Raw genomic sequence first — 22,665 nt, 5'->3', positions numbered from 1 at the left:
CTCCCGAACGACCAACAAACCCGGCCACCATCCCAGCCCGGAGACCACTCACTCAACTTGACAGTGCCCGCAGCGGCGCTGGCCGCCCTCGCTGCTGATCTCCCCAGCCCGATCCTCGCCGACGTGACCGGGATGCACCACCACACCGCGCTCTGCTGGGTCGCCTACGCCCGACGCGACTGGGCCGAGTACCTCGCCGCCCGAGCCGAGGACGAGGCCAACAATCGGCAGAAGAAGGGGAATAGTGCACGATCGGGATGAGTCTCCTTCGCCAGGACAGAATGTGACGTCAGCGTCCGGGTGGCCAGGCGGGGTGGCACGAGCCGTCGTGCAGCAGGGCAACCTCCTTTGACGACTCACCGCCCTGCGATCAAGCGGGAATATTCGTGCGCGCGTGTACGGCGCCCGGTGCTAGTTTTCGGGCATGGCAATTTTCAGCAATTTTCTCTGACGGGGTTCGTCAGCAGACGCGGTGCGCCATTGGCCCAGTGGCCCGGCGCCGGTTGCGTCTGTGCATCGTCACGTCGCTTGTCCGCCGCATGCGGACGAGCCGCTATGTCCTGAACTCCGAGTCGAGAAATGAGCTACAGCTGTGCCTGTTAAGCCTTCAGACCGAACCGTGCTCGCCGATTGGTTTCGCGAACACTCCACCCCCCTGACCACGCTTGATCCACAGCAGCCCCTCGATGACCTCGAAGGGCTCCGGGAAATCGTCGGCGACGCCCGGGTTGTCGCGATCGGAGAGGGCGCCCACTTCGTCGAAGAGTTCTCGCTCGCACGCCAGCGGGTGCTGCGCTTTCTCGCTGAGCGCTGCGGGTTCACCGTCTTCGCGATGGAGTTCGGCTTCAGCGAAGCCTTCCCGCTCGACCGGTGGCTGCAGGGCGAGGGGGACGACGGCGACCTGGCGAAGGTGAGCCGGGCCGCCGCCGAGTGGGGCGCCGCAGACCTCATGAACTGGCTGCGCCACCACAACCGCACCAGCGCCCACCCCGTGCGCTTCGCCGGCATCGACGTCCCAGAAGCCGGCGGGGCACTACGGCCCGCCCTTGAGCCGGTGGCCGACTACCTACGCAACGTCGACCCTGACGCACTCCGCCTCGTCGATACGGTCCTGGAGGTCAGCGACCGGTTCCTCAAGGGCTGCGGATCTGGCGCTGCGGCCGGGCCTGCATGGGCCGGCCTTCAGCCCGCCGAGCAGAACGAACTGACCGCCACACTGGCGCGGCTGTTGCTGCGGCTGCGCGCCGCCGAACCGCTCTACGTCTCCCGCAGCAGCCAAAGCCGCTTCGACATCGCCCAGCGCAGGGTGGAAGCGGCCTGCCACACCGACTACATGTTCCAGGCGATGAACGCTCTGCTGTCCGGCCGGGGCCTGGCCGCGGACCTGTCGGTGCGCGAGATCTACATGGCCGAATCGGTGCGCTGGCACTTGGAGCATGCCGCACCGGGGACCCGGATCGTCCTTGCCGCACACAACAGCCACATCCACAAGACGGAGCTGGAGCTCGGAGGCGGCCTCACCGCGCTGCCTATGGGCCAGCACCTTCAGCGGATGCTGGGCCAGGACTACCGCGCGGTGGCCTTCGTCCACACCGCTGACCATGTGCCGGAGATGTACCCCGACGCAAGCGCCACTGTCGGCTTCACCCTCGCCGACTCCCCCCTTCAGCCTGCCGAGCCCGGCAGCGTCGAGGCCGCCCTCACCGACGCTGGCCTCACCGACCGGATCACCTTGACCGACCTACGTCACGCACCGCGCGACGCCCAGGGAGCACCACTGCTCAACGGGATCCGGTCCCAGAGCTCCTTGCTGAGCACCCCGGTCCCCGAGGCGTTCGACGCCGTGCTCGCCGTCCCAACGGTCACCCGGGACCACACCGTGCACTTCTGAGTGCGTGTTTCTAAGCCCTCGCCCTTGTGACCCCGTTTGGATGTAGGTGGAATTACCTGTTTCTGTGACGGGACGCTGCTTGGGAAGCGATTGGCGGCGGGAGTGTCGGCGGTGGTGGTTATGGTGCGGGTTGCAAGAGGATGCCGTCATGGAATGGAAGGCTTGAACTCATGGATCCCGTCAACGTCGAGCACGAGTGCGTGATCGATGTCATGTTCACCGGACCACAGCGGCCCAGCTTCGGTGATCTCTTCCTTCTCTGCGGTGACGACAACCCGAACTTCCCGCCCACTGACCCACGTTGGGGATCGCTGGACAACTTGCGATTCGAACAGGTCGACGACTACTTCGCGGTCCTTGACGAAGACACGGACGAGCCCGTCATCTGGCTGTATCCCCTGGCGCGGGGATCTGTTGTGCACCACCAGCCGGGACCGTTCGAAGGCCTGCGGCTGCACTATGACCCTGAACTGGACAGCTCGGGCATGGTCGCGCACTTCGTCGACGTCGTCGAACGCCTTGCAAACCTTCTGCCCGCACAAGCTCTGTGGGGACAGCAACGTGAACCCATCGGGCTGCCCATCGCCACCGACGCCCTTGCGGCTCGCGTCCAGCGGTTCGTCGACACCGGCGAATGGCGATATCAGGTGTAGGTGTCGACAGTGGGGCCATTGCCCGCCGGCCTGACGTACTTTTGTCGGCTCACGCTCGCGTGATTCGCCTCGTCAGCAGGGTGACCGTGGGACTGATGACCAGGGGTTGAGGGTGCCAGGAGCGGCTCAGCCGTCGACTGGCGCCCGTTTCCTTGGCCAGCTGGGGGTGGCGCCTTTGCGGGCGAGGCGGCGGGTCATGAGGGTGATGGCAGCCCAGGTGATCAGGGTTTCGGAGTGCTGGACGAGTCGTTCGTAGTCTCTCGCGTGGCGGCGTGCGTGCATCATCCACGCGAGGCTGCGTTCGACGACCCAGCGGCGGGGCAGGACGATGAAGCCGGAGGCGTCCTTGGGGCGGCTGACGGGCTTGATGGTCAGGTTGAGGTGCTGTTTTGCCCAGTCGACGAGTTTGCCGGCGTAGGCGGAGTCGGCCCAGACGATGGTGATCTCGGGGTGCATCAGGCGGAGGCGGAAGAGGACTTCCTTGGCGGCTGCGGCGTCGTGCAGGTCGGCGGGGGTGACCATGACCATGAGGGGAAGTCCGCGGGTGTCGACGACCAGGTGGCGCTTGCGGCCATTGTTTTTCTTGCCCGCGTCGTAGCCGCGGGTGGCCTTCGAGACGGTCTCGGCGGCTTTCACGCTCTGTGAGTCGATGACGGTGGCGACCGCCCGGGGGCCTTTGCCCATGTCCCGGCGGATCCGGTCGGCGAGATGGTCGCGGATCTGGCCGATGATCCCGGCGGCGGCCCAGCGGGCCATGAACCCCCAGACCGTGCGCCAGGGCGGGAGCGACGGTCGACGCCGGCCACCCACCGGGCCCCGCGCTCCGGGCACTCCACCTCGCCCGTACCGCTCTGGACGGCCGCCAGCCGCTGGCGCAACCGCCGTTCCCGACGCCACTGCCTGGACCGACACACCGACGAACAGAACTCCGCCCCGGGCCGGGCACCCGGCCTCAACCGTTCCCCGCAGCCCCGGCAGATCCTCTCCCCGACCCGACCGGCGTCCTCGGACACCAGGCCAGCGTAGGACCTCAGGCTACTCAGGATCAGGGCTTAGAAACACGCACTGAAACAATGGCGCAGCATTGCCACGCGCTACGACAAGACCGCCGAGGGCACTGTCACGTTGTCGGGTGCGTGGTGGTCTGAGGGTGTGTCGGGGTGGGGCGACCCGGGTTCCGGGCCTGTGTTCAGGCCGTGGTGGGTCGGCCGACAGCGCCGGTGACCTGGTCCCAGATGGCGAAGCGGACGGTCATCTCGGCGCGGTGGTCGGGCGCGGTCATCAGGTGCCGGCGGGGCCGGAAGTGGGGTGAGATGCCGCTGAACGCGGACAGGAAGCGTTGCGCTCCACCGACGCTGTGGAAGCCCTTCATCGCGCGTTCACGCTGCCTCGTGGGCTGGTGGGAGTTCTCCGCCCGGTTGTTCAGTCCCTTGTGGGATCGGTGCTCCACCGAGGGCATGACCTCGCGGTGGGCGGCGCCGTAGGAGCGGAGCTTGTCGGTGACGACCACTCGCGGCACCGCACGCGTCTTCTTCATCAGCTTGCGGAAGAACCGCCTGGCTGCGGCCTTGTCCCGGTGGCCCTGCACGAGGATGTCCAGGACGTTGCCGTCCTGGTCGACGGCCCGCCACAGATACTTCAGCTCACCGCTGATCCTGATGAACACCTCGTCCAGGTGCCACTTGTCACCGGGCCGGGGACGCCTGCGGCGCAGCCCGTCGGCATAGGCCTGCCCGAACTTCCGGCACCACCGCCGGACGGTCTCGCAGGAGACGATGACGCCGCGCTGGAGCACCAGCTCCTCGACCTCGCGGTAGGACAGCGGGAAGCGGAAGTACAGCCATACACAGTGCGAGATCACCTCGACCGGGTACGGTAGTCGATGCGCGGGCCGTGGACCTGCTGGGACTTGGGCACGGCCACGACGTAGGAGAGCTGGTGGTCTTCGAGGAAGCGGCGGAAGTGGGAGTCCTGGCCGTAGGCGGAGTCCGCGGTGACCCAGCCGACGGGCAGGGGCAAGGTGAGAGCCCGCAGGATGATGGTCCTCGCCAGTTCGCCCTTGGTGGCGAAGACGCGGTCGTCGGGGACACGGGCGGCCCGACAGCGTTCGCGGTCCTCGGTCCAGGACTTGGGCAGGTAGAGCTCGCGGTCGACCAGGGTGTGGCCGCGGGTGGTGGCGTAGGCGGCGAAGACCCCGATCTGGCAATTCTCGGTGCGGCCTGCGGTGAACCGCCCCGGGTTCGGTAGAGATCTCAGATTGTGGTTGTGACCTGGGGTTTCGTGGATTCCATGTAGTAGTTGGCTTCGTACTCGACGGGCGGGACGTGGCCTATCTCACCGTGGAGCCTGCGGTGGTTGTACCAGTCGGTCCACTCGGCGGTGGCCAACTCGACCTGGGCGAGTGACTTCCAGGGCCGCCGGGGCGGGACACCCAAGCCGCCTCCTGCTCGCGGCTCAGGCCGGGTGTCCGGGGCATGGACCTCAATAGGCCGCTCAGCCGGTCAGCCTCGTGCAGCAGGTAGGCGAGGACGCCTGCCGGGCTCTGGTGGACCGGGGTGACGCGGAGCTTCAGCCGGAAGTGGTGTCGGTGCGCGCGAGGGCCGCGGCAAGTTCTTCCCGGAGCCGGCCGTCCGCAGCAGCAGCCTCGGTGCGGCCCATGTTCTCGGTCCCGGCCAGCAGGCGCACGGCATCGGCGAGCGCGGCATACGGGGGCAGGCCGACGCCCCCAGTGATCGGTCTGTTCAACATCGCAGCGGGATCAGGCCGGGTGTGGCACCAAGGGCGTGACCGGGGCCTATCTCCGACCAACATACGTAGTTGGTGGATGCAGCGATCCGCCGCCCCGCATTCCCTGATGATGTAGATCGCATGTAGATTGTGTCGTGCTCGACATGCATGAGGTCAATTTGTGAAGGCGTCGAGCTGTCGAGGACCGGGGAGCGGATTCGTGAAGCCCATTATGCCCATTGCTCTGAGTGGGGACACTCTCGCGATGTGTGATGTGCGGATGGAGCGTCGTGCGCCCCGGGTAGCCGAGCCTGAGCAGGCAACCTGCCAGAAATGCATGGACACCTGCATCGACGGATGGACTGCGGCGCAACAGGATGACCCACCGGGTGCCCCGCCCGTGCCCCTACCCGCCATCACGCCACCCATTGGTCATGCGGTACGCGGCGGTGGGGCCACTGCCGCACTCGGCTACTGGGCCCTCGCAGATCACGGTAGCGGCGAGAACGGCAACATCGCTGTCGCGGTGGTCGATTGCTCGCAGACCCGGCTCCACGCCCTCAAGGACGGTGGACCGATGCTGCCCGCCCGCGTGGCGCAGATTCAGTTCGTCAACAACGGGGACAGCGAGCAAGTTTTCTCGGCAGAGGAGGACGGCGTGACGCTGGAGGGCCAGGCCGGCCATCGGGCGAGATGCAGGCGCGCTCCCCACGATTCGAAGCTCATCGGCTTTCCCATGAACCCGACCAAGTACGGCAACAGCGAGGGAGTGTCTTACGCGTTGAAGGTTCGGGCGGCCTCATGAGCATGAGGCTCGACGACTCTACGGCCGGACAGCGCGGGCCCCGTCCCAACGGGCGCGGCGACCGACCGGACAGCCCTCGAACGGTCACAACGCGGAATAACATGCGGGAACCTCGACGGATTGAGCAGAAGTGGGGTTTCGGCATGGCCCCGATCAAGCCTGCCGTGCAGAAGAAGCGGGTCGAGGCAGCCTGCACCGTGCTGAGCACCCTCGCGGAGGGACGTCACGCCGCCCTTGGCCGACTGGACGACCTGTCGACCGTGAAGGGGCTCTTCACCCGCACGTACAAGCAGGATCAGTGGGACTGGTTCACTGTCTGGGAGCAACTGGGGTTTCCCGAAAGCGCAGTTGCCCGTCGGGTCTCCGGTGCACTGCTGCATCTCTACCGGTGCATCCGGGATTCCGACGCCGTAGAAGCTGAGCAGGCGTTCGGCACGCTGAAGAAGTACGACCTGCCGGCGACTCTCGAACGCTACGTTTCCAGCACGCCGTACCGGCCAGCGGATCACGGGTTCATCTACGTTCTCTCGACACGTGAGGCACCCACCCTTCTTAAGATCGGCTACACCGATCGGGACATCGCCACACGTGCCAGGGAGATCAACTCGTCCACCGGCGTGGTCGTGCCCTACGGCGCGCGCGGAGCGTGGCTGGTCCCACGGGCCCGCCATGTGGAGGCAGAGGTGCACGCCAGACTCGCGGAATTCCGCGTCCGCAAGGACCGCGAATTCTTCCTGCTGGAGTACCGGGAGGCGGCAGCCATCATCGATGCCTATATGAAGAACCTGTAGCAGATACCCACGTCATGGCCAACGGGCGGGTTACCCGTCCGCGCTCCACGGGCCACTGCCACTGCCTTGACCGGATCCCATGCGCCAGGTCATAACGACCGTCCAGGGGCGGCCGGCTGATCCAAACCAGGCGCTTAGTAGGGTCGGGGACTGGCGCGGTGGCTAATGCTCCGTTTCCAGTCCCCGCCGCTTCAAACCGTGCATGCAGTTCTCCCGCACACGGCTTTCCGACATCGTTCACCGACTGGCATGCACAGTCGCCCTGCGTACGTTTCCGGTGAGGCGGTAGACCCCGAGCCGCGTGATCCACTCGTAGGTATAACGAGTGACCCAGTTCCGACCCGCTCGGCCGTGTTTCCGGCTGGTGAGGATCGCCAGCCGTTCGTGGACATAGCCGTCGACCGCGTTGAACTTCCGCCCAGAATTCCCGTTGCGAAAGTACGCGGCCCAGCCCCGCAGGACCGGGTTGAGGTCGGCGACCACAGCGGACACCGGCCGCTCGGTCTTTGAACGGCCCGTGGCTGCGCTGATCTTCTCCCGCAGCACGCGGATCGCTCTGGCCGAAGGCCAGCGCTGCAAGTAGAACCTGCCCCGCCACTTCCACGACTCGACTTTCCGGTGGTGGAATCCGAGGAAATCAAAGCCCTGCCCGCCTCGGGTGAGGCAAGAGATGCCGGACTTCTCCGGGTGCAGTCGCATCCCGAGTTGTCCGAGCACCCGCACCGCCAATTCCCGGGCTTGTTCTGCCCGTTGTCTGGTCGGCGACAGGACAACGAAGTCGTCGCAGTACCTCACCAGCACTCCCAGCCGGCGGCCTTCGACCTGCCACGCCTCGTCGAGGACATGCAGCGCGATGTTCGCCAGCAATGGGGAGATCGGTGAGCCCTGCGGGGTTCCCGCCCCGTTCGGGGAAGTCACCCCGTCCTCCAAGACTCCCATTCGCAGCCAGGCCCGGATCAGTTTCAGCATCGGCCGGTCCACCACGTGCCGGGACACCTGGACCATCAGCGCGTCGTGGTCGATCGTGCCGAAGCAGTCCCGAATGTCGGCCTCGAAGACCCACTCCCGCCGCTGGTTCGCGGCGACGCGCACGGCTTCGCACGCGTCGATCGCGGACCGTTTGGGCCGGAATCCGTAGCTCGCCTCGGTGAACTGGGCCTCGAAGACCGGTTCCAGGACCAGTTTCGCGGCCGTCATCACCACCCGGTCCGCCACGGTGGGAATCGAGAGCGGCCGGAACTCCCCCGGCCGCCCCTGCTTGGGAATCTGGACCCGCCGCAACACTGACGGCCGATACGTATACGTCCGCAGCTTCTCCGCCAGGTCCTGGAGGAATGCATCCACCCCCGAGGCCGCCACCACGTCGACGGTCAGGCCGTCCACGCCAGGGGCTCCTCGGTTCGTACACACACCGGCCCACGCCCGCCGAAGAACGTCCATGCGGTGGACATGGCTATACAGGGCATGAAACCGGCGTTCGGGTTCTTGCTTTGCACAGCGGTAGAGCGTCCGCTGCAAGGCTCGGACCTTGTCCAAAGGACGGCGGCCCGGTCCTGCGGCGCCTTCCTCCCGGCGGATGGATCTAGCCGATACGGCACTCATCCGGGTCCCTCCCTGTTCGCGAATCGCATCGATGAAGCAGGGGCCCTTCGCTCCCAACGGGTTGTGTTGTCCCGCCGATCGGCACTACTACGACCCCCTCCGACTGCCTCTCGACAGCCCGCCATTTCCCGGTTCTGCCGGTTATAGACAGGCCACGCTTCCCGGACCGCAATGCCCGGGGCCGAGGAGGCCCTCTCCAGTTCCCAGGACAACCGTCCGGCCATTCCACGCCCCTTACGCCGGGAGGTTCCTCGGCGACCGCTCCAGGTCCAAGATCGCCTTCCGTGGCCTTCGCCCTTCAAGCACAGGCTCGGCTCCTCCTTGGCCCGCCCACGGGCGGGGGTTAAATATCGACGCTGCAGGCTTCACTTCATGTTGCGGACTGGCCGGTTGCACGCCCCCGAAGGGCGCTTGTCACTCCACTTCGACGCCACCGTTTCGAGTGACGCCGGGAGTCAGCTACCGAGGACCCTGGCGTCTCCTCGGACCGGACTTCCACCGGCTGGCTACCCTGAGCTTGACGTCCGGTTACATCGTTCACATCCCTTCTGAGCTGGGAAGACGTCCGGACTGCTGGACGTACGCTTGACGTTTATCCTCGCCTGTCACCCGACCTGCTGATCTGCGGTTCTTCCCGGGACAGCGGAGGCGGCCGTTCTCCACGCTTCGAGATGTCGAGTCACGAAGCACGAGAGAACGGCCGCTGCGTATGAGTCTCCCTCTCCCAGGGCCCGCAGGCGAGGCGTTGGATGTCTTGTCCCGCTTTCGGGTCGAGTTCTACGAGTGCCTTTACGTCCGGGCGGATGCGCTCGCCGACCGGCTCGTCGACACGGGTTACACCTACGACGCCTTCGGCCGCACCACCGCTCTGCCAGCCAGCACCATCGGCTACTACGCCAACGACCTCGCCTACCAGCAGACATCGGGCGGCAGCGTCAGACCTGGCAGCTCGACGCCAACCTTCGCTTCCGCTCCTGGAAGGTCGAGACCAGCAGCGGCACCACCTGGACCCAGACACAGTCCAAACTCAACCACTACGACAGCGACGGCGATATCCCCCGCTGGATCACCGAAGACACCGCCACCGGCGCGCTGACCCGTAACGTCGACTCCGCTTCCGGAGACCTCGCTGCGACGACCAGCAAGACCGGCGACATCGTCCTCCAGCTCACCACCATCCACGGCGACGTCGCCCTCCAGCTCCCGCTGGACACCAGCACGGCCCCCGTCGCGCTGGACTCGGACGAGTACGGCAACACCCGCCCCACCCCGACACACCCTCAGACCACCACGTACCCAACAACGTGACAGTGCCCAAGGATGGCCTTCACCCCCACCCTGAAGGGCGGAGCACTGGCCAAGATCAGAGGTAGATCGACAGGCGACTACCGGCGCCGGCGCGGCGGTGTCCGGCCTGAGCTTCGCCCGCAAGTATCCGCTGCTTGTGTTCCCAGAGCTGCTTTCGCTCTTCGCGTGTCAGATCGTCGGACAGCCGACCGATCTCATCCCGAGCCGCTGACCGCGCCGCCCTCGCGGCACGCCAGTCATTTCACTCAACTGCCGCGTCCAACTCGGCCATCCGTTTCAGTAACGGCATCGTTGCGGGCACAGAATCAGCTGTCGCGGGTGGCAGCACCTGCTCCGGCGCATTGACCTCCGTCTGGTTGGCCGTCAACCCGTAGACGCACTTCACGCTGCCCCGGGCCCGGCTTTACGTACACAAGCGGGAAGCGAGTGGCGGGCGCCAGTTCCCGGGGTCCTTGTCGCCCATCGACGAGTGGTTGCTGCCGGCAGACACGGCGATGAACTGGGAGTCGGTCAGGTCATTGGCCAATGTCTGCCGCTGTGGGGTCGTCCAGCTGCTTGCGCCGCTCCTCCTTGCTTCCTTGAGCGGGATGATGTGGTCGGTGCCGGAGGCCGACACGGCAGTCTTCCCCTCGTACTCGGAATACCAACTGCCCGAGACGGCACGGCATTGATCGTCCTGCTTGACGTCCTGGCCGTCGCTGGGCCACCCGCAGGTCAGCAGTTACCCCTTGCTGGAGCCCAGGGTGAGGCCCGCGATGAAGTGGCGCTGGAGCAGCAGGAAGACCACGAGGGTCGGCAGAGCGACGATCACCGAGCCTGCGGCGAGCAGGTTGTAGTCCGTAAAAAACTGGCCCCTGAGATTGTTCAGCGCCGAGGTGATGGGGAGCTTGTCGCCGTCGGAGATGAAGACCAGTGCCCACAGGAAATCGTTGTACATCCAGGTGAACTGGAGCGTGCCGAGCGCAGCCAGGGCCGGGCGGCACAGGGGCAGGGTGATCCGCCAGTACCGGGTCCAGACGCCCGCGCCGTCGACGATCGCGGCCTCCAGGATCTCCTGCGGCAGGGTGCGCATGAAGTTGGCCAGGACGAAGACGCAGAAGCCCAACTGGAAGCCGATCTGCACGGTGATGACGGCCCAGTACGAGTCGAACATCGTCATCGAGTCGGACATCCAGTAGGGCAGTGGGATGCGGTTGAAGACGACGTACAGGGGCGTGACGATCACCTGCTGCGGCAACAGGTTCCCGGCGGTGAAAAGCATGAGCAGGACGAGCCCGCCGCGCATCTTCAGCCGGGCCAGCGCGAAGGCCACGAAGGAGGCGAGGAAGAGGGTGACGAGTACCCCCGGGACCGCGATGATCATCGTGTTGACGAAGTACTTCGTCATGCCGGAGTCGGAGAACGCCTGGCGATAGTAGTCCAGGGAGAGATGGCGCGGCAGCGAGAAGTAGCCGTGTGCCGAGGTCTCGTCGTACGGCCGCAGCGAGGCGTACACCGCGAGCAGCAGCGGGGCGAGGAAGGCGAGGGAGACCGCCATCAGGAAGGCGTGGACGCCGATCCTGCCGGGGCGGAGCCGGCGCCGGACGGCGGGGGCCGGTGGCGCAGGTGGTGCGGTGGGGCGGGCGGGGGCGATGTGGACGGTCAACGGTTCTTCTCCCCTCGGAGTTCCTGGACCAGGTACGTCACGACGAACCCCAGGGAGACGGCCAGCAGGACGACAGCGATGGCGGAGCCGAATCCGATGCGGCTGGCCTCACCGATGATGTTGTCGGTGACGAGCACGGAGAGGAGCTCGAGTCCGTTGCGGCCGTGGTTGACGGCGTACACGATGTCGAAGGCGCGCAGGGACTCGATGACGGTGATGACGCCGACGATGACATTGACCGGCCGCAGCGTGGGGAAGACGATACGGAAGAAGGTCTGTGCCTCGCCCGCACCGTCGATCGCCGCGGCCTCCTTCAGCGAGGGGTCGACGGCCTTGAGCCCGGCGAGGTAGAGGATCATCACGTAGCCGGTGTGCCGCCAGGCCGCGGCCAGCAGGACCATCCAGATGTTGAGGTTCGGATCGCCGAGCCAGTCGGTCGGCGACTTCGTGTCCCCGATGACCGCGTTGAGGGCTCCCTGGTCACGGGAGAAGATCAGCTGGGCTATGAAACCGACCACGGCAAGCGACAGTACGACGGGCATGTACAGCGTCGACTGATAGAAGCGGCTGAAGCGCACGCCCCTGTCGATGAGTACGGCGAGCAGCAGTCCGAACGGTGCGGCGACCAGGCCCAGGAAGGCGAGCCAGAGCAGATTGTGCCGGGCGGCGGGCCAGAACTGCGGGTAGTTGGTGAAGAGATTCTCGTAGTTCTGCGTACCGACCCACTTGATGTCACCGATGCCGTCCCAGCTGGTGAAGGAGAGCACGACGGAGGCGAGGGTCGGTCCCCACACGATGGCGATGTCGAGCAGGACGGGTATGCCGAGCAGCACACCGAGTACGGCGAGGTCGCGGCCGGTGAACCGCCGCGAGACCCGTCGTCCGGTGCGCCGCGCCGAGATGAACGACACGGTCGGTACTCCAGGTTCAGTCGGATTCCATCGGGGTCGTCCGGGGTCAGTCGGCGGCGAAGATGGTCTTCTTCTGCCGTTCGATGTCGTTGACCAGGCCGTCCACGTCGTTCGGGTTGCTGATGAATTTCTGGATCGCCGGGATCATGACCGTGGAGGAGAAGTCCGGCCGGGTGTCGCGATCCAGGAACTGGGAGATCTGCTTCGCCCCGGAGACCAGTTCCACGGCCTTCTTCTGGAGCGGTGAGTACGCGGAGATGTCCGCCTGGTCGCTGACCGCGATGTTGTTCGGGTCGCTCTTCAGGTAGATGTCCTCGGCCTTGCCGGTGGCCAGCCACTTGAGCAGGTCCTTGGCGCTCTCCAGCGTCTTCTTGTTCTTGAGGTTCTTCGACTTCTTCGCCAGCAGGAACCCGTCGATGGGTGCCTCGACCGCGTCCTGTCCGTGCTCCGGATTGATGACGGGGAAGGGGAAGAAGTCGATGTCGCCCTGTTCGCCCTCGGGGAACTGTGCGCCCGGGTGCGGCAGGCCGAACACGGCCATGCCGGCCTCCTTCTTCTGGAGGCTGGTGGCGGCCTCCTGCCAGGTACGGCCGTTGGCACCCTGCTGGCAGTACGGGAGGAGCCGGCGCCAGGTGTCGAAGACTTCCTTGACCCGCTTGTCGGTCCAGGCGACTTCACCCGCCATCAGGCTCTTGTGGAACTCATAGCCGTTGGTCCGCATGTTGATGTAGTCGAAGGTGCCCATGGCGGGCCAGCCGTCCTTGTCACAGAAGGCAATGGGGTCCAGTTTGTCCTTCTGCATCTGCTTGGCGAGCGCCACGTACTCGTCGAGTGTCTTCGGTGCCTGATAGCCGCGCTCGTCGAACAGGCTCCTACGGTGGAAGACGGCCCACGGATAGTAGTAGTACGGCGTGAGGTACTGCTTGCCGTCCGCGCCGGTGGACTGGGCTTTCAGCGCGGCCGAGAAGCCCTTGTAGTCCAGCCAGTTGTCACTGATGTCGTGCAGCAGGCCCTTCTCGGCGAAGAACTGCATCCGGTAGCCGGCGAACCACATGAAGACATCGTCCGGCTTGCCCTGCAGATACCGGTTGATGTTCTCCTGAAAGGTGTTGTGGTCGACGGTGTTGACCTTCACCTTCCGCCCGCCCGACTGCGCCTCGTACGCCGCGAAAGCGTCGGCGAAGGCCTTCTTCGGAATGGGGTCGGACGAATTCGAGCCCATGGTGATCGTCTTGCCGTCACCACCGGGGCCGCTCCCGCAGGCGGTGAGCAAGGAGGGGAGTGTCACGGCTCCCGCACCGACTGCCGCACCACGCAACAGACTCCGCCGGGACATCCGATGTCCTGCGACGCTGCCCGGCACACCTGACCTGTCGTAATCAGACTGCGTCATGCCCAACTCCTTTGGGATGCAACCCAACACAACCGAACGTGCGATTGGATCCCACCCCCAAGCGATGTTGCCGTCAAGGGTTTTGACGAGATGCCGAACAACCGATGCCACTCCCCTTCCAACAGACTTCAACACGCTCTAACGTAATCGCACGCCTTGGCGTGCACATGCTGCGACCGACCCGGCACGAGTATGGAGGAACGTAACGATGCGTCATCTTCCAACCCGTACAACCCGAACCAGCCACCGCGGAGTCATCGGAGCGCTGCTGGCCGGGCTGCTCTGCGCCGCGGGGGCGACCGTTCCCGCCGTCGCGGACTCGCCCGCTCCCGCGCCCGCGCCCGCTCCGCAGGCCGGCAACGGCCTTGCGCTCACCCCTCCGATGGGGTTCAACAACTGGAACTCGACCCACTGTCGTGCCGAGTTCAACGAGGCGATGGTCAAGGGCATCGCCGACATCTTTGTCGAGAAGGGCCTCAAGGACGCGGGCTATCAGTACGTCAATCTCGACGACTGCTGGGCAAAGCCGCAGCGTAATGCGGACGGAAAGCTGGAGGCCGATCCGCAGCGCTTCCCGAACGGCATCAAGTCCGTCGCGGACTATGTCCACTCCAAGGGCCTGAAAATCGGCATCTACACCAGTGCCGGCACCAAGACCTGCGACAGCGTGGGACTTCCGGGTGCACTCGGCCATGAGTACAGCGATGCGCAGCAGTTCGCGGACTGGGGCATCGACTACCTCAAGTACGACAACTGCAACAACCAGGGCGTCGACGCGAGACAGCGCTATACGACGATGCGGGACGCTCTGGCGGCAACCGGCCGCCCCATCGTCTACAGCATCTGCGAATGGGGCGAGAACAAGCCCTGGGAGTGGGCCGGCGAAATCGGCAACCTCTGGCGCACGACGGGTGACATCAACGACAGCTGGGGCAGCATGCTGTCGTTGATGAAGCAGAATCTGCCCCTCGCCGCCGCAGCGGGCCCGGGGCACTGGAACGACCCCGACATGCTGGAGGTCGGCAACGGCGGCATGACCGACACGGAGTACCGCACCCACTTCTCCATGTGGTCCGTGATGGCGGCACCGCTGCTCATCGGTTCCGATCTGCGCAAGGCGGGCCCGGAGACCTTCGAGATCCTCTCCAACTACGAGGTCATCGCGGTCGATCAGGACCCGCTGGGCAAGCAGGGCACCGTGCTCTCCTCCACCGGCGGGCGCTGGGTCGTCACCAAGGAGATGCAGGACGGCAGCCGCGTCGTGGCCCTCTTCAACGAGAAAGGCAGCGCACAGCGCATCTCGACGACGGCCGAGGCGGCGGGGCTGCCGAAGGCCACCGCGTACACGATGCGTGACCTGTGGGAGCACACGACGTACAACACGGCAGGCAGCGTCTCGGCGACCGTCCCGGCGCACGGGACCGTACTGCTGCGCATCGCCGCCGACCGCAAGTGGGCCGCGCATCCGCCTGCCGTGGAACTCGGCCTGAACGCAAGCCCGTTGATCGAGGCCGGGCGCACGGCCGCACTGACGACGACGGTGACCGACCTCGGCCGGACCCCCGCCACGAAGGTCTCCGCGGCGCTCACCGGCCCCTCGGGCTGGCAGGTGAAGGCGGCATCGCCGACCCGATCACCGGCTCTGCCGACCGGCCGGGCCCTCACCACCCGCTGGAAGGTGTCCGCCCCTGCGGGCACAGCCACCGGTACGTACGACCTGAAGCTCACCGCCCAGTACCGCTCGTCGGCCGGGACACGGGTGAGGTCCACGGTCCCGTTCCAGGCCCATGTGGTGGTCGCGCCGCCTGCGGGCGCCGGCTACCTCAGCGATCTGCCCCAGCTCTCCGCCGCCAACGGCTGGGGCCCGGTCGAGAAGGACACCAGCAACGGCGAGAGCAAGGCGGGTGACGGGAATCCGCTCACCATCGGCGGCGCGGTCTTCGCCAAGGGCCTCGGTGTGCATGCCGACAGCGCCGTCGAGTTCTACACCGGCGGGGCATGCGGCGCCGTGACGGCGCAGGTCGGGGTCGATGACGAGAAGGGCGCCAAGGGAACGGTCGCCTTCGAGGTCTGGGCCGACGGTACGAAGGTCGCGTCGACCGGCGTACTGACCAATGCGATGCCCGCGCAGCCGCTCTCCGCGGATGTGAGCGGTGCGCAGGTGGTACGTCTGGTGGTCACCGACGGCGGGGACGGTGTCGATTCCGACCACGCGGACTGGGCGGACCTGCGGATCACCTGCTGACGGGAAATCGCGGACGCGGCCATGCCGCGCCTTCGATCGCCGGACGGGCCCAGGACACCGGTCCTGCCCGTCCGGCGCTTCTCCGCCCCGCCCGACAGCAGGCCCTAAACGGCCACTGCCCCGCCCGATTCCACCCGCACCGCCGCGGCCGCCGCGCCCACCAGTCCCGCGTCGGTGCCCATCACCGCCGGGGCCACCGTGAGCTGCTGGACGAAGGAGAGCGTGGCGTACTGGCGCAGGGCGCGGCGCAGCGGAGCGAAGAGGATGTCGCCCGCTCCGGCCACTCCCCCGCCGACCACCGCGATGTCGATCTCGACGAGCGTGGCGGTGGCGGCAATTCCGGCGGCCAGCGCCTGCGCGGCGCGCTCGAACGAGGCGATGGCGATCCGGTCCCCGGCGCGCGCGGCGGCAGCCACGGCGGCGGCCGAGGCATCGCCGTCCGGTCCGGGGCGCCAGCCGGCCTCCAGCGCCCGGCGGGCGATGTTCGGTCCGCTGGCGATGCGCTCGACGCAGCCGCGCGAACCGCACGGGCACGGGTCACCGTCCAGGTCGACGCTGACGTGGCCGATGTGCCCGGCGTTGCCCGTGGGGCCGGGGTGCAGTTTTCCGCCAAGGACGAGTCCGCCGCCCACACCGGTCGACACGACCATGCACAGCGCATTGTCGTAGCCGCGGGCCGCGCCCAGCCAGTGCTCGGCCGCCGTCATCGCCACGCCGTCGCCGACCAGTTCGACGGGCAGTCCACCAACCGCCTCACCGACCCGTTCCACCAGCGGGAAGTCGCGCCAGCCGGGGACATTGACGGGGCTGACCGTACCGGCCGAGGCGTCCACCGGGCCCGCGCTGCCGATACCGACGGCCGTCGCCCGCTCCCACAGCGGCGATCGCGACAACTCGGCCAGGACCTCCGCCACGGCCCCCATCACCGTCTCGGCGCTCTCCCGGGCGGGCGTCGGCCGCTGCGCCCGCACGAGGAGCGCGCCGCTGCCGTCCACCAGCGCGGCGGCGATCTTGGTGCCGCCGATGTCCAGCGCGGCGACGAGGTCGGTATGCATCGGTGTGGCTCCGTGAGTAAGTGACGAGGACCTGCGGCTTCGGTGAACAGTCTGCCCAGTCTCCATTCAGCTGACAACGTTGTCCAGGGCCTATGCTCGACGGCACAGCCTCCGGCCCCTCCGCGGCACCGCTCGCGGGCCCGCCGGACCGCCCGCACCCGACGACAGGACAGCGCACCGTGGCCGAGACCGCCCGTCACTCCGAGACTCGTTACGGCAACCGGCCGACCATGAAGGATGTGGCCGCCCGCGCCGGAGTGGGCCTCAAGACGGTCTCCCGTGTGGTCAACAGCGAGCCGGGGATCACGCCCGACACCGAACGCCGGGTCCAGGAGGCCATCGAGGCTCTCGGCTTCCGCCGCAACGACAGCGCGCGCGTCCTGCGCAAGGGCCGCACCGCTTCCATCGGCCTGGTCCTGGAGGATCTCGCCGACCCGTTCTACGGACCTCTGAGCCGCGCGGTGGAGGAGGTCGCCCGGGCACACGGCGCCCTGCTCATCAACGGGTCGAGCGCCGAGGACCCGGAGCGCGAGCAGGAGCTCGTACTCGCCCTGTGTGCGCGCCGGGTGGACGGGCTCATCGTGATTCCGGCCGGCGACGACCACCGCTATCTGGAGCCGGAGATAAAGGCCGGCATCGCCACCGTCTTCGTGGACCGCCCGGCGGGCCGTATCGACGCCGACATGGTCCTCTCCGACAGCTTCGGCGGCGCCCGCGAGGGCGTCGCGCATCTGATCGCGCACGGCCACCGCCGGATCGGCTTCATCGGCGACCAGCCGCGCATCCACACCGCCACCGAGCGACTGCGCGGCTACCACGCGGCCATGGCGGACGCCGGGACAACGGTCGAGGACTCATGGGTCTCCCTCGGCTCGACCGACCCCGACCGGGTCCGGGCCGCCGCCGAGCAGATGCTCTCCGGCCCCGAGCCCGTCACCGCGCTGTTCGCGGGCAACAACCGGGTGACGGTGACGGCGGTACGTGTCCTCGCGGAGCAGGAACGCCGGGTCGCCCTGGTCGGCTTCGACGACATCGAACTGGCCGACCTGCTCGGCATCACCGTCATCTCCCAGGACGCCGCCGCCGTCGGCCGCACCGCTGCCGAGCACCTCTTCCGCCGTCTGGACGGCGCGGACCACGCCCCGGCCCGCGTGGAGCTCCCCACGACGCTCATCCAGCGCGGCTCGGGCGAACTGCCGCCCGCATCCTGAGCGACCGGGGCGCTCAGATGCCGCTGAGTCGTTCGCGAACGACCTCCATCGACGGGGGCAGCCTGTCCCTGCCGATGACGACGGTCGCCTCCGGTACCCGAATCGTGCGCAGGGAGAGAACCTGGGCCAGGGTACTGACGTCGATACGCGGCATCAGCGTCTCGATCGTGAGTGAGCGCAGATTGGGAAAGTTGTGCAACCAGCCCCACGTGCCTCCCATGTTGGCCTCCACCCAGAGATGGGTCAGGCGATCGCTTCGGCATGAGTTGACGAAATCGACGGTTGTGAACTCTCCGGACACCTTGATACGGGAACGGCCGCCGAAGCTGTGGAGCGCGCGGAGCTCGCGCAGGTTGGACACCGGAAAGTAGATGTTCTCTTCGCTGATGTGGGCAACGACTTCCTTGCCGAAAAGGTCGGTGTCGAATCTGCTCCAGGCCCGCACCAGTTCCGTGCGCACACGCGGATCCTGGTGCCCGCGGTATTGAGCGAGAACGGTGATCGCAGCATCGGTCGCGATACGCGTGGCGGCCAGCACGGTGAAGTACGCCTCATCGGCCATCAGTTGCGCCTCGGAGCTCGCCTCCTCCGATGCGAGCGCTGTCTCGCCGTCGGTTGGCAACTCGCGCGGTCCCGGCAGCAGATCGAGCACAACTGGGCCGACCTCGGTAAGCGCCCGGGACTGATCGACCGAGCGTGGCGGGATCAGGGCCGCCGCGCGCTGCTGCACCTCCGCGCGCACCGCCGGGTCCAACTCGGTCGCATGCTCCAGACAGGCGGCCGCGAGCAGGTGAAGCCTGTTCATGCCGTGCCCGGAAACGTCGTCTCGTCTGATGAGGCCGGTGAGCAGCCGGGTCCGTTCCGTGGGCCGTGCGTGGGCGACGGCCATCCTGATGACGTCCTCCCACTGATCCAGATGAGCGTTCCCAATGAGAAAGTCGAAATCAAGGCCTTCCACCGCGGCCTTCGCCCCGAGATAGTCCTGAAAAGTCCTGTGAATGAAATCCATCGAGTCCGCGCTTGGTTCGCGCAACAAGCCGCTACGGATCAATAGATAACGATAGACTTCCTCCGCCGTGCCCTGCTCGGCGACCTTCGGCATCGTCGGCAGCGCCCGTCCAAGAAGGTCGACCGCATCACTGCGGTCCATCTCGGAACGGCCGTTGCGGATCATCCAGTAGGCAAGTTTCTGGATCAACTGGATATGGTGCGCCTCGCTGATGTGGATCGATCCCGACTTATAGACTCCGCGCTCCCGGTCGCGCCTGAAGAGCAGCATGGAGAGTGCCGCGTCGTAGATCTCCTTGCGGCCCTCGGGAAGGTAGCCGCGGCGGTCCTGATGCAGTGCACAGATCAATCCGCACATGAGCGGGTTGGTGGCCAGCCTGCCCAGGTCCTGTTTGGCCCGTATCGCCCGTAAGAGCTCGTTGGCGTACTGATCACTGATACCGGCCGCCTGGTGCCAGCGTTTGACGAATTCGGCAATGTTGTCCCTGCTCATTGGTGCGAGGTCCAGCTCGACAAAGTCCTCATCCATGAGCCAGTGTTCCTGCACCGCCGATGGCCGGGAGGTCACGAGCCACCGGTTGGCGGGATAGACACTGATGAGTTCCTGGAGCCAGCGGCGAGCATCGTTGCGATCGTCCTCGGGGATCTCGTCGATGCCGTCAATGAGGATGAGTCCACGTCCCGACCTGAGCACCCGGTCGAACCATCCCGGCGGCTGAAGAGCCGCAATGGGGCAGTCCACCCCCGAGAGGAATTCGTGAGGTGCCGGGAGTGCGGCGCCACCCCTGGTCAGGGTGCGCAGCGGAAGCACGAACGGCACCAGTCCGTAGAGATACAGAAGGCGCTCGTCGAGCGCCTTCTGTGCGGTGGACACTGCCAGCCATTGCACCAGCGTAGTCTTTCCGGAGCCGGCCACACCACGCAGGAGTACACGGTTTCGGCCGGCCAGTACATGGTCGGCCGAAAGCAGCGCGGGACCTGCGCTGGTAGCGTCGCCCGCCGCGTCCAGGCTGAGATAGGCGGCGTCGAGCCGCCAGGTTTCCGGCGCTCCGGAGAGGTCGAGGCCGAAAATGCTCAGCTTGCCGTGCTTGGCCGCGATGTACCCGGCGTACCGGTCCTCGAAAGGACCATCGGCCGGGGACGGTGCGCGTGCGATCAACGAATCGATCTTCAGCGTCAGCTCTTCGATGGAACGGCTCTGCTCTACCAGGGTGCGCGGTACGAATGTCGACCGCTGAGTGAAGAAGTTCAGAATGTGCAGGCAAGCAGTGTTCATCACGCTCGTGTGCAAGGTGACCGCGTCACTCGACAGCCCGAGCGTAGCTGTCCTGCTCTGGGACCTCAGATGCCGGGAGAGCCCTAAGTGGCCGAGCTTTACGGCCTGCACATCCTCCATGTCGAGCGTTCCCATGACACGAAGGGAATCTGCGACCGCGTTGGCGACGGCACGTTTCTCGAATGTCGGCAGGACATCCTCCACACCCGTCGATTGCGCTGCGCGTCTGACCAGTTCTTCCGCGATCTGATGCAGGTCCTTTTCCGAGAGAATGCGTTTCTCGCCTCGGAAGGAGATGAGTGCGGATAAGCGGATGGGTTTGTCGACCAGGCCGGCCCCGGGGCCTTCGGACAGGAACAGCTTCTTGATCAGCGGGCTCACGACGCTCGACGCGAGGCGCGCTCCGATGGCGGCCGGTTCCATCTGGTCTCCGAGAGATGCTCGCGGCACCATCGGCCGTCGTCATGCAAGCGTAGAACATCCCCTGCTGACGCATCCCGCGTTTCAGCCAAGGGCTTTTCTCCGCAGGACCGTTGACCGAGAACAGCGGAACGAGCCCTTCCTGGCTGCTGGTTCGAGTGAACGGCGCGTCACACCGGTCCCGCCGTCAGTCCTCCCCGCCGCGGCGACGCGAACGCGTCCAGGTCGGCGCGCGTCAGCCCGGTCAGGCCGGCGACCTCGGCAGTGTCAAGGGCTCCGCAGTCGATGCCGCGCAGGAGGTACCCGCTGAGCGCCTTGGCGGTGGCGGGTTCGTCCATGACGTCACCGCCGGCCTTGGCCACATACGCGGCGAGGCGGGCGGCGGCCTGCTCCAGGCCCTCGCGGTAGAAGGCGTAGACGGCTGCGTAACGGGTCGGCAGGTGGCCCGGATGCATGTCCCAGCCCTGGTAGTAGGCGCGGGCCAAGGCGCGACGGGTGAGGCCGTAGTGGAGCCGCCAGGCCTCGTGGACCTGGTGGGTCGGGCCGACCGGGAGGACATTGGTGGAGCCGTCGCAGACCCGTACACCGGTGCCTGCGGCGGCGACCTGCATGACGGCCTTGGCGTGGTCGGCGGCCGGGTGGTCGCCGGCCTGGTAGGCGGGGCTGACGCCGACGCAGGCGCTGTAGTCGAAAGTGCCGTAGTGCAGACCGGTGGCGCGGCCCTGCGCGGCGTCGATCATGCGAGCCACGGCGGCGGTGCCGTCGGCGGCGAGGATGGACTGACTGGTCTCGATCTGGATCTCGAAGCCGAGGCGGCCCGACGGCAGCCCGTGCGCCTGCTCGAACGCTTCGAGGAGCCGGACGAAGGCGGTGACCTGCTCGGGGTACGTCACTTTGGGGAGAGTGAGGACAAGCCCGTCGGGGAGTCCGCCCGCCTGCATCAGGCCGGTGAGGAAGATGTCCGTGGTGCGGATGCCGCGGTCGCGTACGGCGGCCTCCATGCACTTCATCCGGATGCCCATGTACGGGGCCGCCGTGCCGTTCCCGTACGCCTCCGAGACCAGCCGGGCGGCGCGTGCGGCTGCCAAGTCCTCCTCGGCATCGGGGCGGGGGCCGTAGCCGTCCTCGAAGTCGATGCGCAGGTCTTCGACGGGCTCGCGCTCCAGCTTGGCGCGTACCCGGTCGTGTACGGGTGCGGCGAGCTCGTCAGGGATGCCGAGGACGGCAGCGAACGAGGCCGCGTCGGGGGCGTGCTCGTCCAGGGCCTTCAGCGCCTGGTCGCCCCAGGAGCGGATGGTGCCGGAGGTGAACGTGTCGCCCGGGACGTAGACGGTGTGGACCGGCTGGCGCGTCCCCGGGTCGCCCGGGTAGCGGTGGGCGAGCTCGGCGTCGATCGCGGCGAGGGAGGCGCTGATCTCCTCGCTGACCGCACCGGCGAGGCTCGTCGACACCTTCTCCTGCTGACCCATTTCCACACCCTCCACAGTCACACTGTTTCCGCTTCCCGGAATCAACAATCCGTATAGTGAAGCTATAAGGCTGCCGGATCTGCGTCAATGGTGATCGGAAACGGTCCGGGGCCGCGCGGTGAGTTCACACCGTGCGGCCCCGGACCGTCGAAAAAAGGGGGGTGCGGCTGGACGGCGGGTCAGCCCTTGCGGGACTTGACCTCGTCGGTGAGCTGGGGGACGACCTGGAAGAGATCGCCGACGACGCCGTAGTCG

Annotated in this window: 16 protein-coding genes and 4 pseudogenes; 8 read left to right on the top strand and 12 right to left on the bottom strand. The window is 66.8% G+C overall.

Going from position 1 to position 22,665, the window contains the following annotated elements:
• Positions 1-57 precede the first annotated feature (57 nt).
• The 3 genes from IEZ15_RS39260 to IEZ15_RS39250 all read left to right on the top strand — a co-directional run bounded on the left by IEZ15_RS39260 (position 58) and on the right by IEZ15_RS39250 (position 2,544).
• A complete protein-coding gene (locus tag IEZ15_RS39260) occupies positions 58-261 on the top strand; it encodes a hypothetical protein (protein WP_157987050.1) in 204 nt (67 codons plus the stop codon).
• Positions 262-619: 358 nt separating this feature from the next.
• A complete protein-coding gene (locus tag IEZ15_RS39255) occupies positions 620-1,891 on the top strand; it encodes an erythromycin esterase family protein (protein WP_114243139.1) in 1,272 nt (423 codons plus the stop codon).
• A gap of 170 nt (positions 1,892-2,061) precedes the next feature.
• Positions 2,062-2,544 (top strand): hypothetical protein, encoded by a 483-nt coding sequence (locus IEZ15_RS39250; protein WP_189281790.1) that lies wholly within the window; start codon positions 2,062-2,064, stop codon positions 2,542-2,544.
• Positions 2,545-2,705: 161 nt separating this feature from the next.
• Here IEZ15_RS39250 and IEZ15_RS39245 read toward each other — a convergent pair.
• The 5 genes and pseudogenes from IEZ15_RS39245 to IEZ15_RS39225 all read right to left on the bottom strand — a co-directional run.
• Positions 2,706-3,330 (bottom strand): annotated as a pseudogene (locus tag IEZ15_RS39245) (IS5 family transposase); the annotation flags it as partial.
• A 403-nt stretch (positions 3,331-3,733) separates the two neighbouring features.
• Positions 3,734-4,405, bottom strand: a complete 672-nt coding sequence (locus IEZ15_RS39240; RefSeq protein ID WP_189281789.1) for an IS6 family transposase — start codon at positions 4,403-4,405, stop codon at positions 3,734-3,736.
• Between the two features lie 35 nt (positions 4,406-4,440).
• Positions 4,441-4,770, bottom strand: a pseudogene (locus IEZ15_RS39235) (transposase); the annotation flags it as partial.
• A gap of 26 nt (positions 4,771-4,796) precedes the next feature.
• A pseudogene (locus IEZ15_RS39230) lies at positions 4,797-4,958 on the bottom strand (integrase core domain-containing protein); the annotation flags it as partial.
• A gap of 154 nt (positions 4,959-5,112) precedes the next feature.
• Positions 5,113-5,292, bottom strand: coding sequence for a hypothetical protein (locus tag IEZ15_RS39225; RefSeq protein WP_189281787.1), 180 nt, complete (start codon positions 5,290-5,292; stop codon positions 5,113-5,115).
• A 259-nt stretch (positions 5,293-5,551) separates the two neighbouring features.
• Between IEZ15_RS39225 and IEZ15_RS39220 the strand changes: the two genes are divergently transcribed.
• Together IEZ15_RS39220 and IEZ15_RS39215 are read left to right on the top strand one after the other, a co-directional pair.
• Positions 5,552-6,076, top strand: coding sequence for a hypothetical protein (locus IEZ15_RS39220; protein WP_189281786.1), 525 nt, complete (start codon positions 5,552-5,554; stop codon positions 6,074-6,076).
• A 143-nt stretch (positions 6,077-6,219) separates the two neighbouring features.
• Positions 6,220-6,867, top strand: coding sequence for a GIY-YIG nuclease family protein (locus IEZ15_RS39215; RefSeq protein WP_229846430.1), 648 nt, complete (start codon positions 6,220-6,222; stop codon positions 6,865-6,867).
• Between the two features lie 237 nt (positions 6,868-7,104).
• On the opposite strand, the gene ltrA is transcribed toward IEZ15_RS39215, so the two are convergent.
• Positions 7,105-8,307 carry a group II intron reverse transcriptase/maturase gene (gene ltrA, locus IEZ15_RS39210; protein ID WP_189281796.1) on the bottom strand — a complete coding sequence of 401 codons (1,203 nt, stop codon included), beginning with the start codon at positions 8,305-8,307 and terminating at the stop codon, positions 7,105-7,107.
• A gap of 973 nt (positions 8,308-9,280) precedes the next feature.
• Here ltrA and IEZ15_RS39205 point away from each other — a divergent pair.
• Positions 9,281-9,732 (top strand): annotated as a pseudogene (locus tag IEZ15_RS39205) (hypothetical protein); the annotation flags it as partial.
• Positions 9,733-10,498: 766 nt separating this feature from the next.
• Here IEZ15_RS39205 and IEZ15_RS39200 read toward each other — a convergent pair.
• From IEZ15_RS39200 to IEZ15_RS39190, 3 genes are read right to left on the bottom strand one after another with little or no spacing between them, the layout of a single operon-like run.
• The gene (locus tag IEZ15_RS39200) at positions 10,499-11,410 is read right to left on the bottom strand and encodes a carbohydrate ABC transporter permease (RefSeq protein WP_189281795.1); all 912 of its coding nucleotides are present in this window, start codon (positions 11,408-11,410) and stop codon (positions 10,499-10,501) included.
• Between the two features lie 8 nt (positions 11,411-11,418).
• On the bottom strand, positions 11,419-12,333 hold the full coding sequence (locus IEZ15_RS39195; RefSeq protein ID WP_114243146.1) for a carbohydrate ABC transporter permease: 915 nt from the start codon (positions 12,331-12,333) through the stop codon (positions 11,419-11,421).
• 46 nt (positions 12,334-12,379) lie between these two features.
• A complete protein-coding gene (locus tag IEZ15_RS39190; protein ID WP_189281794.1) occupies positions 12,380-13,669 on the bottom strand; it encodes an ABC transporter substrate-binding protein in 1,290 nt (429 codons plus the stop codon).
• A 265-nt stretch (positions 13,670-13,934) separates the two neighbouring features.
• Between IEZ15_RS39190 and IEZ15_RS39185 the strand changes: the two genes are divergently transcribed.
• Positions 13,935-15,971, top strand: coding sequence for an NPCBM/NEW2 domain-containing protein (locus tag IEZ15_RS39185; protein ID WP_189281785.1), 2,037 nt, complete (start codon positions 13,935-13,937; stop codon positions 15,969-15,971).
• A gap of 104 nt (positions 15,972-16,075) precedes the next feature.
• On the opposite strand, the gene IEZ15_RS39180 is transcribed toward IEZ15_RS39185, so the two are convergent.
• Entirely contained in the window at positions 16,076-17,026 is a 951-nt protein-coding gene (locus tag IEZ15_RS39180) for an ROK family protein (RefSeq protein ID WP_189281784.1), read from the bottom strand.
• Between the two features lie 179 nt (positions 17,027-17,205).
• On the opposite strand from IEZ15_RS39180, the gene IEZ15_RS39175 reads away from it, so the two are divergent.
• Entirely contained in the window at positions 17,206-18,237 is a 1,032-nt protein-coding gene (locus IEZ15_RS39175) for a LacI family DNA-binding transcriptional regulator (RefSeq protein ID WP_189281793.1), read from the top strand.
• A gap of 13 nt (positions 18,238-18,250) precedes the next feature.
• Here the strand turns inward: IEZ15_RS39175 and IEZ15_RS39170 are convergent, their stop codons facing one another.
• Entirely contained in the window at positions 18,251-20,944 is a 2,694-nt protein-coding gene (locus IEZ15_RS39170) for an NACHT domain-containing protein (RefSeq protein ID WP_189281783.1), read from the bottom strand.
• A 167-nt stretch (positions 20,945-21,111) separates the two neighbouring features.
• Positions 21,112-22,410 carry a DUF6986 family protein gene (locus IEZ15_RS39165; protein WP_189281782.1) on the bottom strand — a complete coding sequence of 433 codons (1,299 nt, stop codon included), beginning with the start codon at positions 22,408-22,410 and terminating at the stop codon, positions 21,112-21,114.
• Positions 22,411-22,665: the final 255 nt, after the last annotated feature.

It is taken from the genome of Streptomyces atratus (assembly GCF_014648655.1).
Classification (GTDB): Bacteria; Actinomycetota; Actinomycetes; order Streptomycetales; family Streptomycetaceae; genus Streptomyces; species Streptomyces atratus.
Note: the sequence above shows the minus strand (reverse complement) of the source record. Positions and strands in the feature narration are given on the sequence as shown.

Bases quoted from the DNA above. Each gene is read 5' to 3' on its own strand.
- IEZ15_RS39185 (WP_189281785.1), top strand. From the start codon at position 13,935: ATGCGTCATCTTCCAACCCGTACAACCCGAACCAGCCACCGCGGAGTC.
- IEZ15_RS39220 (WP_189281786.1), top strand. From the start codon at position 5,552: ATGGAGCGTCGTGCGCCCCGGGTAGCCGAGCCTGAGCAGGCAACCTGC.
- IEZ15_RS39180 (WP_189281784.1), bottom strand. From the start codon at position 17,026: ATGCATACCGACCTCGTCGCCGCGCTGGACATCGGCGGCACCAAGATC.
- IEZ15_RS39225 (WP_189281787.1), bottom strand. From the start codon at position 5,292: ATGTTGAACAGACCGATCACTGGGGGCGTCGGCCTGCCCCCGTATGCC.
- IEZ15_RS39190 (WP_189281794.1), bottom strand. From the start codon at position 13,669: ATGTCCCGGCGGAGTCTGTTGCGTGGTGCGGCAGTCGGTGCGGGAGCC.
- ltrA (WP_189281796.1), bottom strand. From the start codon at position 8,307: ATGGACGTTCTTCGGCGGGCGTGGGCCGGTGTGTGTACGAACCGAGGA.
- IEZ15_RS39215 (WP_229846430.1), top strand. From the start codon at position 6,220: ATGGCCCCGATCAAGCCTGCCGTGCAGAAGAAGCGGGTCGAGGCAGCC.
- IEZ15_RS39165 (WP_189281782.1), bottom strand. From the start codon at position 22,410: ATGGGTCAGCAGGAGAAGGTGTCGACGAGCCTCGCCGGTGCGGTCAGC.
- IEZ15_RS39250 (WP_189281790.1), top strand. From the start codon at position 2,062: ATGGATCCCGTCAACGTCGAGCACGAGTGCGTGATCGATGTCATGTTC.
- IEZ15_RS39170 (WP_189281783.1), bottom strand. From the start codon at position 20,944: ATGGAACCGGCCGCCATCGGAGCGCGCCTCGCGTCGAGCGTCGTGAGC.